The sequence below is a fragment of the Haemophilus parainfluenzae genome (genome assembly GCF_003253005.1).
Lineage (GTDB): Bacteria > Pseudomonadota > Gammaproteobacteria > Enterobacterales > Pasteurellaceae > Haemophilus_D > Haemophilus_D parainfluenzae_M.
Genome location: NZ_QEPZ01000003.1, coordinates 1 through 12,357, shown reverse-complemented (window position 1 = coordinate 12,357; position 12,357 = coordinate 1). Strand labels below are relative to the sequence as shown.

The window sequence follows — 12,357 nt, the reverse complement described above, 5'->3', positions numbered from 1 at the left end:
TGACCGCACTTTGCGGCATGTTTTGATTTGTAAAATGTGATATAGGATAGCGTAAAACAGGGAAAATTGGTAGAAAGTGCGGTGATTTTTTTGCTGATTTTATAAGAGATTTTGAATTTCAGATGGAATTAATTTAGGCGAAGGAATCCAAACTTGTTTATGTCGGTTTAATTCACCTTTTTCAAGAACTATCGAGCTTTTAGGTACTTTGAATGCTTTACTCAAAAATTTCAGCAAGTGAGTATTTGCTTGACCATCAACAGGTGGTGCGCTAATCGTGATTTTGAGTTCATCATCATGCAATCCCACAATTTGATCTTTACTGGCTTTGGGTTGCAGAATGATTTTAAGACGTAGTCCTTCAGGTGTTTGTTCGATTGCTGACATAACTAAATTTACTCACCACATTTACAATAAGGGCTGGAAGATCCAGCCCGAAAAAATAATGTTATTTTTGACCGCACTTTAAGCGGCGATAGCCCATAAAACCTGGAAGTAGTCGTAAAAGAGATTATTCAAAAATAACAGAATAATGGCGATAACCATCGGTGAAAAATCAATCGCGCCCACAGTTGGTAAAATACGTTTAATTGGTTTTAATAATGGCTCAGTAAGTTGATATAACGCATAGAATGCAGGGTTATTGCCACGATTAAACCAACTTAAAATTGCGCCAGCGATTAACACATAGAAAATGGCTATACCGATATTTTTAATCAGCCCTAATATGCCCAATAGTAGGAAGTAGTTGAGATTTAACCCGCCAAACAGAACCGATTTCAATCCGCAAAGCAAGAAGACTAAAACCAGTGCAGTAGTTTCCACTTTTTTCACCACAGGAAAAACTTTACGCAATGGGGCAATAACTGGCTGGGTTAATTTCAGCGTAAATTGAGAAATAGGATTGTAATAATCCACGTTCGCTAAGGGGAGCCATACGCGTAAAATTAACACTAAACAATACAGATCGATAATCGATCCTAAAAATAATGCAGTTTGGGAAATTTCCATTATAACCAACCTTTCCGTTTAAAATAGATATAAGGCGTAAGCGCCGCACCAATCATTAATCCAATAGCCATTGGGTAACCATATTTAAAATGGATCTCTGGCATAAATTCAAAGTTCATCCCGTAAGTAGATGCCACAAGTGTTGCCGGTAGGAACATCACCGACACCACCGAGAAGAATTTCATGATTTTATTCTGCTCGATATTAATATAACCCATTGCCGCCTGCATTAAAAAGTTTACTTTTTGGAACAATGATTCATTATGCGGTTGCAATGATTCGATATCTCGTAAGATTTCTCGTGCTTGTTCTAACTGATTTGGCGGTAAGCGAGTTTTACGCACCAAGAAACCCAATGCACGTTGTGTATCCATCAAACACAAACGCACTTTAGAACTGGTATCTTCTTGTTCTGTTAGGGTATTTAAGGCTTCATTGAAAGCTTCATCTTGCGTACCGTTTAAAATCACGCGACTTAATTTTTCTAAATCCGCATAAACGTTTTCGATAACATCGGCTAATTGCTCAATTTTGGTCTCAAATAAGTCGAGTAAGACTTCATACGCATTGCATTCCAATAAGCGTTGGCTACGGGAACGCATACGATATAAACGGAATGCCGGTAATTCACGATCACGCAGGGTGAATAAACGACCATCACGAATAGTAAATGCTACGCTTGCGAGGTCAGCGTAGTTTTCTTCGTCTTCACAATAGAAGAATGAGTGCAAGTGCAAGCCATCTTCGTCTTCGAAGAAACGTGCGGACGCTTCGATATCTTCCAATTCGAGGAATGAGGCGAGACTTTGTCCTAAGCCTTCTTGCAACATTTCACGTTCTTCCCCTGTCGGCTCCAGCAAATCTAACCAAATGGCAGAGCTGAGATCGGCTGGTTCGTCATCAATACGAAGCAAGCGGGAATCGTTAATGGCAAAAGCGTTAATCATTGGTCATACTCCTTTTGGGATTATGAAGATCCAACTGTGAACAAAAAAAGATCAAACGAAATTGGCACTAGAGAAAAGTGCGGTCAAATTTTTGTATGTTTTAAAATGGGGTTCGTTCGATAAAAGATGCCGAAGAAAGGTAAATTGATTACCAGCGAGCTCTCGCTGATAAGAGGCGAGAGTCTAACGCGATATTCGGTATCGACTATGACTGTCCAAAGTGTGTGTCCTTCTCGTTAAAAAATCGGTCGAATGTTACGCTTGAAAGGCGTATTCGTCAAGTGATTATTGAAAAGGACACGGCACTTTTAATTAATTGGTATATTGATTAATTGCGTTAGTAACTTCTTGATCTTGATAAATATTATTAACAATATCTTTGAAGGTTTCGCCTAACACTTTTTGGATTTCATCATTGCCCGCATTAAATGCGCCAGACTGTGAACGGGTTGCATTAAAGGTTTTGTTGTATTGTCCGCGTGGACCTTGTACATAAACAACCGCTTGAATTTTGCTGTTTAAGGTATAACGTAAATTACCTTGCTCAACTTTAGCGTTGAATTCTTTTACATCAACAGTTACGCCAGCATTTGCATTATTCGCTTGTCCAATACGGAAACCTTTGCTAACTAAATTTTGTTGCATCACTTGTTGGAAAAGTTGAGTAACGCTTGGTGATGTGTTTAATTTAATCAGCTCACCTGATTTAGTATAAGTTGCAATTTCTTGTTGTGGACGAGAATCGCGAGTATTGACTGTTACCACTGCTGATTGGTTAATATTCATTGATGCAGTTGGTGATTGCGGGGTAAAAGTTAAGGTATTAGATTGCGCTTGGCAACCGGCTAAAAATAATGTCGCAGCGGCCAACGTCATTGTTGATAATGCTTTGATTTTGTTTGTTACTTTCATAATTTCCTCATTGAATTAGGTTAATTTGTGTTATTCTTACAAACTTAACACTGAATGTATAGCAAAAAGTTAGGGAGTTTATCTATGTCAAAACAGCAAGAATTATTAGAGAGAATTCAATCCGAATTTCAACCGCACTTTGTCACCGTGGAAAATGAAAGCCATATGCACAGTTCCGGTCGAGGGGCTGATTCTCATTTTAAATTAGTGATTGTCAGCGATGCTTTTGAAGGCATACGCAAGGTGCAACGCCACCAAAAACTTTACCAACTTTTTGCTGATGATTTAAAAAATGGCATTCATGCATTAGCGCTTCATCTTTATACAAAAAGCGAATGGGAAAGCCTAGGTGAAACATTTCCAAAATCACCAAGCTGTCTTGGTGTTGGACAGTAAGTATTTCCTTACGTTCCCCATATTCGATTTTCATGAGAAGAGAGAAGGCGATAAGTCTTCTCTCTTCTTATTTTTGATGGAGATTTATTTTTGCTCCAGATAAATATCTGTTTAAAAAGTTCACAAATATTTCACAAAAATAGAGGCTTAAAGTGGAATAAAAGCTCATTTTTCGATAGAATGAGGTGCTTTTAATTTTCGAATTTCCATTTCTAGACATGTAAGTGATTACTTGCTCGTCGAGAAATTAAACAGATTTGAGTTTTTAACTTTATGTGTCAGTTAATAATACTTTGATCTCAAAGTATTTTCTGGCACGCTCAATCGCGAGATTGCTTTTAGAGCATATGCTTTGATTGCAATCGTGTTTTTAACCTAGAAAAGTAGTGCAAACAGTATGATTACAATCAAAAAAGGCTTGGATCTTCCTATTGCAGGAAAACCAGCACAAGTAATCCATAGCGGTAACGCTGTGAATCAGGTTGCGATTCTTGGTGAAGAGTATGTGGGTATGCGTCCTTCTATGAAGGTGCGCGAAGGCGATGTCGTGAAAAAAGGCCAAGTACTTTTTGAAGACAAGAAAAATCCTGGTGTGGTTTTTACAGCTCCTGCAAGTGGTACTATCATTGCAATTAATCGTGGCGAAAAACGTGTATTACAATCTGTTGTTATTGATGTCCAAGGTGACGAGCAAGTTACTTTCACTAAATATAACGCAGATGAACTTAATACACTTTCTTCTGAACAAGTTAAACAAAACCTCGTTGAATCCGGTTTGTGGACAGCGTTCCGCACCCGTCCGTTCAGCAAAGTGCCTTCCTTAGATGCAGAACCCTCTTCTCTGTTTGTAAATGCGATGGATACCAATCCTTTGGCAGCAAATCCAGAGGTGGTGTCAAAAGAGCATTGGCAAGATTTTATTGACGGTTTAACAGTATTAAGTCGTCTATTCCCAAATAAACCATTAAATCTATGTAAAGCTGGCGATAGCAATATCCCAACCGTGGATTTAGCTAACCTAAAAGTACATGATTTTGGTGGTGTTCATCCTGCAGGCTTAGTGGGTACACATATCCACTTTATCGATCCGGTTGGTGTTCATAAAACCGTATGGCACATCAATTACCAAGATGTGATTGCTGTAGGTAAATTATTCACTACGGGTGAACTTTATGTAGAACGTGTTGTTTCTCTTGCGGGTCCGCAAGTGAAAGAGCCTCGTTTAGTTCGCACAGTAATCGGTGCCAACCTTTCTCAATTAACGGCAGGTGAGTTAAAAGACGGTAATAACCGTGTGATTTCTGGTTCAGTACTTTGTGGTCAAACTGCAAAAGACGCTCACGATTATTTAGGTCGTTATGCATTACAAGTGTCTGTGATTGCAGAAGGTAATGAGAAAGAGTTCTTAGGTTGGATCACACCGCAATCGAACAAATATTCGATTACCCGTACCGTATTGGGTCACTTTGGTAAAAAATTATTCAACTTCACTACCGCAGAAAATGGTGGTGAGCGTGCAATGGTACCAATCGGTAGCTATGAGCGCGTGATGCCGTTGGATATTTTACCGACATTATTATTACGTGATTTAATCGTGGGCGATACCGATGGTTCACAAGCGTTAGGTTGTCTTGAATTAGATGAAGAAGACTTAGCATTATGTTCTTTCGTTTGCCCGGGCAAATATGAATACGGTTCAATCTTGCGTCAAGTATTGGATAAGATTGAGAAGGAAGGTTAAAAATGGGTTTAAAAAATCTTTTTGAAAAAATGGAACCCGCGTTTTTACCAGGCGGTAAATACAGCAAGCTTTATCCGATCTTTGAATCGATTTATACCTTGCTTTATACACCAGGTACGGTAACGCACAAAAACACACACGTTCGTGATGCGTTAGACTCAAAACGTATGATGATTACGGTTTTCCTTGCGTTGTTCCCTGCGATTTTCTACGGGATGTACAATGTGGGTAACCAAGCGATTCCAGCTTTAAATCAATTAGGCAATTTAGATCAATTAATTGCTAACGATTGGCACTATGCGTTTGCAAGTTCATTAGGTTTAGACTTAACCAATAATGCAACTTGGGGCTCAAAAATGGCGTTAGGGGCGATCTTCTTCTTACCAATTTACTTAGTGGTATTTACCGTTTGTACAATTTGGGAATTATTATTCTCAGTAGTACGTGGCCATGAAGTAAATGAAGGAATGTTCGTTTCAACTATTTTATTTGCGTTAATCGTTCCACCAACATTGCCATTATGGCAGGCTGCACTAGGTATCAGTTTTGGTATCGTGGTAGCGAAAGAACTCTTCGGTGGTGTAGGTCGTAACTTTATGAACCCTGCGCTTGCTGGTCGTGCATTCTTATTCTTTGCTTATCCGGCGCAAATTTCCGGTGACTTAGTATGGACTGCTGCAGATGGTTTCTCTGGTGCAACCGCACTTTCACAATGGTCTCAAGGTGGTCAAGCCGCATTACAACACACGGTAACCGGTCAACCTATTACTTGGATGGATGCATTCATCGGTAATATTCCTGGTTCAATGGGTGAGGTTTCAACTCTTGCATTATTAATCGGTGGTGCGTTAATTGTATTCACCCGTATTGCTTCTTGGCGCATTATGGCTGGTGTCATGATCGGTATGATTGGCACAGCAACCCTATTCAACTTAATCGGTTCTGATTCTAACCAAATGTTCTCAATGCCTTGGCATTGGCACTTTGTATTAGGTGGTTTTGCACTTGGTATGATCTTCATGGCAACCGACCCAGTATCAGCTTCATTTACCAACACGGGTAAATGGTGGTACGGTGCGTTAATTGGCGTGATGGCGGTATTAATTCGTACAGTGAACCCAGCTTATCCAGAAGGGATGATGTTAGCGATTTTATTTGCAAACTTATTTGCACCAATTTTCGACTACATCGTGGTTCAAGCAAATATCAAACGTCGGAGAGCAAGAACAAATGGCTAAATTTAATAAAGATAGCGTTAGCGGTACAGTTACCGTTGTTGTGTTGCTAAGTTTAGTGTGTTCTATCGTGGTTTCTGGTGCTGCAGTAGCATTAAAATCCAAACAAGATGAACAAAAAGCACTCGACGTTCAACGTAACATTTTAACTGTTGCCGGATTAATGAAAGAAGATAATGCATCAGTAATTAAAGACACTTACAGCAAATTTATTGAACCACGTTTAGTGGATTTGCAAAGTGGTGATTACGTTCAAGCTTCAGCAGAAGAAATTAATAAATTTGAACCTAAAGATGCCGTTAAAGATCCAGCTAAAAGTCAAGCTATCCCAACTGAGGCAGATAAAGCAGGGATCAAGATCCGTGCAAACCAAGCGCGTGTTTATCTTGTAAAAGATGAGCAAGGCAATGTAACCCAAGTTGTATTACCAATGTATGGCCGTGGTTTATGGTCAACCATGTATGGTTTTGTTTCTGTTGCACCAGATGCGAATACCATCAAAGGTATTACTTACTATGATCAAGGTGAAACAGCCGGTCTTGGGGGCGAAATAGCGAACCCTCGTTGGCAAGCACAGTTTGTCGATAAAAAATTATTCGATGAGCAAGGTAACCAAAAATTCAAAATCTACAAAGGTAGCTCTGCTGCAGATAAAGAGTACGGTGTAGATGGTTTATCAGGTGCAACTTTAACCAGTAACGGTGTTCAAGGTTCATTTGATTATTGGTTCAGCCAAAATGGCTTTGGTCCATTCTTAGCGAAATTTAAAGCAGGAGAAATCAAATAATGGCTGATGCAAAAGTAAACTTAAAAGGTCTTTTATTCGATCCTATTGTTAAAAATAACCCGATTGCCTTACAAATTTTGGGTATCTGTTCTGCATTAGCGGTAACGACCCAATTACAAACAGCAATCGTTATGGCGATTGCGGTAAGTTTGGTAACCGGTTTCTCCAGTTTGTTCATTTCATTGATTCGTAACTATATTCCAAATAGTATCCGTATCATTGTGCAACTGGCGATTATCGCATCTTTAGTAATCTTGGTTGACCAAGTATTAAAAGCTTATGCCTATGGTTTATCTAAACAGCTTTCTGTATTCGTTGGCCTTATCATTACAAACTGTATTGTAATGGGTCGTGCAGAAGCGTTTGCGATGAAATCACCTCCGCTAGAAAGCTTTGTTGATGGTATCGGTAATGGTTTAGGTTATGGTGCGATCTTATTAATTGTCGCCACATTACGTGAATTAATCGGTTCTGGTCGTTTATTTGGTTTCCCTGTATTCCAAACGATTCAAGATGGCGGTTGGTATCAACCAAATGGTTTATTCCTTCTTGCACCAAGTGCGTTCTTTATTATCGGCTTCGTTATTTGGGGCTTAAGAACGTGGAAACCTGAGCAACAGGAGAAATAATCAATGGAACATTATATTAGCCTATTCGTGAAGGCGATCTTCATTGAAAACATGGCGCTTTCTTTCTTCTTAGGGATGTGTACTTTCCTTGCAGTTTCTAAGAAAGTTTCTACGGCGTTTGGCCTTGGTGTTGCGGTAACAGTGGTACTTGGTATTGCGGTGCCTGCGAACCAATTTGTATACGAACATGTATTAAAAGATGGCGCATTGGTAGAAGGTGTAAGTCTTGAGTTTTTAAACTTTATTACCTTTATCGGGATTATTGCGGGTCTTGTTCAATTACTTGAAATGGCTTTAGATAAATTCTTCCCAGCACTTTATAACGCATTAGGTATTTTCCTTCCACTTATTGCTGTAAACTGTGCGATCTTTGGTGGTGTATCTTTTGCTGTACAACGTGAATACACTTTTGCAGAATCTGCAGTTTATGGTGTGGGTGCAGGGTTAGGTTGGATGTTAGCAATCGTTGCACTTGCAGGCTTAACCGAAAAAATGAAATATGCCGATGTACCGGCAGGCTTAAAAGGATTAGGGATTACCTTTATTACTGCAGGCTTGATGGCGCTTGGCTTTATGTCATTCTCTGGAATTCAGTTATAAGGAGGCATAAATGAGCGAATCTTCAATTTTATTATTAGGTGTTGCGGCATTTACGGTTATCCTTTTAGTGCTCGTTGCAATTATTTTATTCGCTAAATCAAAATTAGTGGATTCTGGTGACATCACCATTTCTATTAATGATGATCCTGAAAAAGCGATCACTTTACCAGCTGGCGGCAAATTACTTGGTGCTTTAGCAAGTAAAGGTATCTTCGTTTCTTCTGCTTGTGGTGGCGGTGGCTCTTGTGGCCAATGTATTGTGAAAGTAAAAAGTGGCGGTGGTGAAATTCTCCCAACTGAGCTTTCTCATATTAATAAACGTGAAGCAAAAGAAGGATATCGTTTAGCTTGCCAAGTGAATGTAAAAGGCAATATGGACGTTGAACTTCCAGAAGAAATTTTCGGCGTGAAAAAATGGGAATGTACCGTTATTTCTAACGATAACAAAGCCACCTTTATTAAAGAGCTTAAATTAGCGATTCCTGAAGGCGAAGAAGTACCTTTCCGTGCAGGTGGTTATATCCAAATCGAAGCTGATCCACATGTGGTGAACTATAAAGATTTCGATATTCCTGAAGAATACCACGAAGACTGGGATAAATATGATTTATGGCGTTATGTCTCTAAAGTGGATGAGCATATTATCCGTGCTTACTCTATGGCCTCATATCCAGAAGAGAAAGGTATCATTATGCTTAATGTGCGTATTGCGACGCCTCCACCACGTCAGCCTGATGCACCTCCAGGTCAAATGTCTTCTTACATTTGGTCATTAAAACCAGGTGATAAAGTGACAATTTCTGGTCCATTTGGTGAATTCTTCGCGAAAGAAACCGATAATGAGATGGTCTTCATCGGTGGTGGTGCAGGTATGGCACCAATGCGTTCTCATATCTTTGACCAATTAAAACGTTTACACTCTAAACGTAAAATGTCATTCTGGTATGGTGCACGCTCTAAACGTGAAATGTTCTATGTAGAAGATTTTGATCAGCTTCAAGCCGAAAATCCTAACTTTACATGGCACGTGGCATTATCTGATCCGTTACCAGAAGATAACTGGACAGGTTACACTGGCTTTATTCACAACGTACTTTATGAAAACTACTTGAAAAATCATGAAGCACCAGAAGATTGTGAATACTACATGTGTGGACCTCCGGTGATGAACGCTGCGGTAATCAAAATGTTGAAAGACCTCGGTGTTGAAGATGAAAACATCTTACTAGATGACTTCGGTGGTTGATTTTAGTTAATCAAAACATCATGAAAACTGACCGCACTTTGTGATGAAGTGCGGTCAAAATTTAAGGTGTTTTTAGAAAATTTTCTATGATTACAGGTAAATTTTGTTTAGTTTGCTAGTAGTTCACAGATTTAGGAAATCCAGATGAAAAAATTAATAAGCGGTATCGTGGCGGTGGCAATGGCATTAAGTCTTGCAGCCTGTGAAAAAGAAACAAAAGTTATCTCATTAAGTGGTAAAACAATGGGAACAACTTATCATGTTAAATACCTTGATGAAGGCTCAATGAAAGCAACATCTGAAAAGACGCATGAAGAAATTGAAGCTATCTTAAAAGATGTGAACGCGAAAATGTCCACTTACAAAAAAGATTCGGAATTGAGTCGTTTCAATCAAAATACCCAAGTGAATACACCGATTGAGATTTCAGCAGATTTTGCCAAAGTATTGGCCGAAGCGATTCGTTTAAATAAAGTGACTGAAGGTGCATTGGATGTAACTGTTGGCCCTGTCGTTAATTTATGGGGATTTGGCCCGGAAAAACGTCCAGAAAAACAACCTACACCAGAACAATTAGCTGAACGCCAAGCTTGGGTTGGTATTGATAAAATTGCCCTCGATATGAGTGCTGCCAAACCGACATTAAGCAAAGCACTTCCTCAAGTTTATGTCGATTTGTCCTCGATTGCTAAAGGCTTTGGCGTTGATCTGGTCGCTGAAAAGTTAGAACAATTAAATGCTCAGAATTACATGGTTGAAATCGGCGGAGAAATTCGTGCGAAAGGAAAAAATATTGAAGGCAAACCTTGGCAGATCGCAATTGAAAAACCAACTACAACAGGTGAAAGAGCGGTTGAAGCTGTCATTGGATTAGACAATATGGGAATGGCAAGTTCTGGCGATTATCGAATTTACTTTGAAGAAAATGGTAAACGCTTTGCTCATGAAATTGATCCGAAAACAGGTTATCCAATTCAGCATCATTTAGCTTCAATTACGGTACTTGCACCAACTTCAATGACTGCAGATGGCTTATCAACAGGGTTATTTGTGCTTGGTGAAGACAAGGCGTTAGAAGTGGCTGAGAAAAATAATCTTGCCGTTTATTTAATCATTAAAACAGATAATGGTTTTGTGACAAAATCATCCTCTGCTTTCAAAAAATTAACAGAAACAAAAGAATAGTTATGCAAACTTTATTTTTTACTTTAATCGCTTTCGTCGCAATTATATTGTTGATGTCTATCGGATTTATTATCAAAAAACAAAGTTTAAAAGGCAGCTGCGGTGGTTTATCTACCCTTGGTATTGCCAAAGCTTGTGATTGTGATAAACCTTGCGACACGCTTCAATCAAAATTAGATGCGGGCGATAAACAAGCAAAAGCCGAATATGAGCAAAAATTTGCGAAAAAAGATGGTGATTCGCAATTTTATGAAGTGAAATAACTTGCATCAAAAATGACCGCACTTTATGTGCAAAATTATTTTGCCGTTTTCTCATTCAATGACCAATGTGCTTCGTCTTAACCGAAGTTACGGGAGAACTATGTTAATTTCAAATACTTATAATCAATACTTTCCTCAATTGACGCAAGAACAGCTTGCGAGAAATGCAACAAAAAAAGCCATTTGTGGTATGTCTGGCGGAGTGGATTCTTCTGTGTCAGCTTTTATTCTTCAACAGCAAGGCTATCAGGTGGAAGGCCTGTTTATGAAAAACTGGGAAGAAGATGATGATACGGATTACTGCACTGCAGCAGCTGATCTTGCAGATGCTCAGGCTGTATGTGATAAGTTGGGGATTAAACTACATAAAATTAATTTTGCTGCAGAATATTGGGATAATGTATTTGAGCATTTTTTAACTGAATATAAAGCAGGGCGCACGCCGAACCCAGATATTTTGTGTAATAAAGAAATTAAATTTAAAGCATTTTTAGAATATGCAGCTGAAGATCTTGGTGCTCATTACATTGCAACAGGGCATTATGTACGTAGGGCTGGTGATGATGAAAATGCAAAATTATTACGTGGTTTAGATGCTAATAAAGATCAAAGTTATTTTCTTTATACCTTAAGCCATAAACAAGTAGGACAAAGTTTATTCCCCGTTGGTGAAATTGAGAAGCCCATTGTTCGCGCTATTGCTGAAGAGCTTGGCTTAATTACGGCGAAGAAAAAAGACTCTACCGGTATTTGTTTTATTGGTGAGCGTAAATTTAAGGATTTCTTAGCTCGTTACTTACCGGCTCAACCTGGTGATATTCGTACTGTTGATGGTGAAATTATTGGTCGCCATGATGGTTTGATGTATCACACGTTGGGACAGCGTAAAGGGTTAGGCATTGGTGGTTTAAAAAATGCGGGTGATGAGGCTTGGTATGTGGTAGATAAGGATGTTGAAAATAATGAGCTTATTGTCGCTCAGGGGCATGACCATCCTCGTTTATTTTCAAAAGGTTTGATTGCTAGCCAATTACATTGGGTTGATCGCGAGCCAATTCGTGAATTAGTACGTTGCACGGTTAAAACACGTTATCGCCAACAAGATATTCCTTGTGTGATTAAACCGATTGATGATGAAACTATTCGAGTGATTTTCGATGAACCTCAATCAGCCGTCACACCAGGACAATCTGCCGTATTTTACCTTGGTGAAATTTGTTTGGGCGGTGGGATTATCGAAGAACGGATTAAATAACCTAACAAAAAAGGCTTGGGATCCCAAGCCTTTTTCTTTGCGAAATTATTCGCCCAAACGCTCTTTAATACGAGCAGATTTACCTGAACGTTCACGTAAGTAGTAAAGTTTAGCTTTACGTACTGCACCTTTACGTTTAACAGCGATAGA

15 protein-coding genes are annotated in these 12,357 nt (G+C 39.1%); 10 read left to right on the top strand and 5 right to left on the bottom strand.

Features of this window, described 5'->3' with window-relative positions:
• Nucleotides 1-99: 99 nt before the first annotated feature.
• The 4 genes from yggU to DPV97_RS04410 all read right to left on the bottom strand — a co-directional run bounded on the left by yggU (nucleotide 100) and on the right by DPV97_RS04410 (nucleotide 2,870).
• The gene (gene yggU / locus DPV97_RS04425; protein ID WP_049358014.1) at nucleotides 100-387 is read right to left on the bottom strand and encodes a DUF167 family protein YggU; all 288 of its coding nucleotides are present in this window, start codon (nucleotides 385-387) and stop codon (nucleotides 100-102) included.
• A gap of 78 nt (nucleotides 388-465) precedes the next feature.
• Nucleotides 466-1,011: a YggT family protein gene (locus tag DPV97_RS04420; protein WP_049358015.1), complete on the bottom strand. Its 546-nt coding sequence runs from the start codon at nucleotides 1,009-1,011 to the stop codon at nucleotides 466-468.
• Nucleotides 1,011-1,958, bottom strand: a complete 948-nt coding sequence (corA, locus tag DPV97_RS04415) for a magnesium/cobalt transporter CorA (protein WP_049358016.1) — start codon at nucleotides 1,956-1,958, stop codon at nucleotides 1,011-1,013. Before corA ends, DPV97_RS04420 begins: the two co-directional genes overlap by 1 nt.
• Nucleotides 1,959-2,270: 312 nt before the next feature.
• Nucleotides 2,271-2,870 carry a YajG family lipoprotein gene (locus DPV97_RS04410; protein WP_070714880.1) on the bottom strand — a complete coding sequence of 200 codons (600 nt, stop codon included), beginning with the start codon at nucleotides 2,868-2,870 and terminating at the stop codon, nucleotides 2,271-2,273.
• Between the two features lie 84 nt (nucleotides 2,871-2,954).
• Between DPV97_RS04410 and DPV97_RS04405 the strand changes: the two genes are divergently transcribed.
• The 10 genes from DPV97_RS04405 to mnmA all read left to right on the top strand — a co-directional run bounded on the left by DPV97_RS04405 (nucleotide 2,955) and on the right by mnmA (nucleotide 12,207).
• The gene (locus tag DPV97_RS04405; protein WP_070714881.1) at nucleotides 2,955-3,266 is read left to right on the top strand and encodes a BolA family protein; all 312 of its coding nucleotides are present in this window, start codon (nucleotides 2,955-2,957) and stop codon (nucleotides 3,264-3,266) included.
• Nucleotides 3,267-3,663: 397 nt separating this feature from the next.
• Entirely contained in the window at nucleotides 3,664-5,007 is a 1,344-nt protein-coding gene (locus tag DPV97_RS04400; protein ID WP_049383262.1) for a Na(+)-translocating NADH-quinone reductase subunit A, read from the top strand.
• 2 nt (nucleotides 5,008-5,009) lie between these two features.
• Nucleotides 5,010-6,245, top strand: coding sequence for an NADH:ubiquinone reductase (Na(+)-transporting) subunit B (locus DPV97_RS04395; RefSeq protein ID WP_070714885.1), 1,236 nt, complete (start codon nucleotides 5,010-5,012; stop codon nucleotides 6,243-6,245).
• Complete coding sequence (locus DPV97_RS04390) at nucleotides 6,238-7,029, top strand: Na(+)-translocating NADH-quinone reductase subunit C (protein ID WP_070714887.1); 792 nt, start codon at nucleotides 6,238-6,240, stop codon at nucleotides 7,027-7,029. Before DPV97_RS04395 ends, DPV97_RS04390 begins: the two co-directional genes overlap by 8 nt.
• A complete protein-coding gene (locus DPV97_RS04385; RefSeq protein WP_005695375.1) occupies nucleotides 7,029-7,658 on the top strand; it encodes an NADH:ubiquinone reductase (Na(+)-transporting) subunit D in 630 nt (209 codons plus the stop codon). Before DPV97_RS04390 ends, DPV97_RS04385 begins: the two co-directional genes overlap by 1 nt.
• A 3-nt stretch (nucleotides 7,659-7,661) precedes the next feature.
• Complete coding sequence (nqrE, locus tag DPV97_RS04380; protein WP_070714890.1) at nucleotides 7,662-8,258, top strand: NADH:ubiquinone reductase (Na(+)-transporting) subunit E; 597 nt, start codon at nucleotides 7,662-7,664, stop codon at nucleotides 8,256-8,258.
• Between the two features lie 10 nt (nucleotides 8,259-8,268).
• A complete protein-coding gene (gene nqrF / locus DPV97_RS04375; protein WP_070714893.1) occupies nucleotides 8,269-9,504 on the top strand; it encodes an NADH:ubiquinone reductase (Na(+)-transporting) subunit F in 1,236 nt (411 codons plus the stop codon).
• Between the two features lie 144 nt (nucleotides 9,505-9,648).
• The gene (locus tag DPV97_RS04370) at nucleotides 9,649-10,689 is read left to right on the top strand and encodes an FAD:protein FMN transferase (RefSeq protein WP_005695379.1); all 1,041 of its coding nucleotides are present in this window, start codon (nucleotides 9,649-9,651) and stop codon (nucleotides 10,687-10,689) included.
• Between the two features lie 2 nt (nucleotides 10,690-10,691).
• Nucleotides 10,692-10,952: a (Na+)-NQR maturation NqrM gene (gene nqrM, locus DPV97_RS04365; RefSeq protein WP_005695380.1), complete on the top strand. Its 261-nt coding sequence runs from the start codon at nucleotides 10,692-10,694 to the stop codon at nucleotides 10,950-10,952.
• Nucleotides 10,953-11,052: 100 nt separating this feature from the next.
• Nucleotides 11,053-12,207 (top strand): tRNA 2-thiouridine(34) synthase MnmA, encoded by a 1,155-nt coding sequence (gene mnmA / locus DPV97_RS04360; protein ID WP_111382901.1) that lies wholly within the window; start codon nucleotides 11,053-11,055, stop codon nucleotides 12,205-12,207.
• A gap of 45 nt (nucleotides 12,208-12,252) precedes the next feature.
• Here the strand turns inward: mnmA and DPV97_RS04355 are convergent.
• Nucleotides 12,253-12,357: 50S ribosomal protein L19 (locus DPV97_RS04355; protein ID WP_114989575.1), on the bottom strand; the 105-nt coding region annotated here is incomplete at its 5' end.

Excerpts from the sequence above, each read along its gene's own strand:
- yggU (WP_049358014.1), bottom strand. The coding sequence starts at position 387 with ATGTCAGCAATCGAACAAACACCTGAAGGACTACGTCTTAAAATCATT.
- DPV97_RS04420 (WP_049358015.1), bottom strand. The coding sequence starts at position 1,011 with ATGGAAATTTCCCAAACTGCATTATTTTTAGGATCGATTATCGATCTG.
- corA (WP_049358016.1), bottom strand. The coding sequence starts at position 1,958 with ATGATTAACGCTTTTGCCATTAACGATTCCCGCTTGCTTCGTATTGAT.
- DPV97_RS04410 (WP_070714880.1), bottom strand. The coding sequence starts at position 2,870 with ATGAAAGTAACAAACAAAATCAAAGCATTATCAACAATGACGTTGGCC.
- DPV97_RS04405 (WP_070714881.1), top strand. The coding sequence starts at position 2,955 with ATGTCAAAACAGCAAGAATTATTAGAGAGAATTCAATCCGAATTTCAA.
- DPV97_RS04400 (WP_049383262.1), top strand. The coding sequence starts at position 3,664 with ATGATTACAATCAAAAAAGGCTTGGATCTTCCTATTGCAGGAAAACCA.
- DPV97_RS04395 (WP_070714885.1), top strand. The coding sequence starts at position 5,010 with ATGGGTTTAAAAAATCTTTTTGAAAAAATGGAACCCGCGTTTTTACCA.
- DPV97_RS04390 (WP_070714887.1), top strand. The coding sequence starts at position 6,238 with ATGGCTAAATTTAATAAAGATAGCGTTAGCGGTACAGTTACCGTTGTT.
- DPV97_RS04385 (WP_005695375.1), top strand. The coding sequence starts at position 7,029 with ATGGCTGATGCAAAAGTAAACTTAAAAGGTCTTTTATTCGATCCTATT.
- nqrE (WP_070714890.1), top strand. The coding sequence starts at position 7,662 with ATGGAACATTATATTAGCCTATTCGTGAAGGCGATCTTCATTGAAAAC.
- nqrF (WP_070714893.1), top strand. The coding sequence starts at position 8,269 with ATGAGCGAATCTTCAATTTTATTATTAGGTGTTGCGGCATTTACGGTT.
- DPV97_RS04370 (WP_005695379.1), top strand. The coding sequence starts at position 9,649 with ATGAAAAAATTAATAAGCGGTATCGTGGCGGTGGCAATGGCATTAAGT.
- nqrM (WP_005695380.1), top strand. The coding sequence starts at position 10,692 with ATGCAAACTTTATTTTTTACTTTAATCGCTTTCGTCGCAATTATATTG.
- mnmA (WP_111382901.1), top strand. The coding sequence starts at position 11,053 with ATGTTAATTTCAAATACTTATAATCAATACTTTCCTCAATTGACGCAA.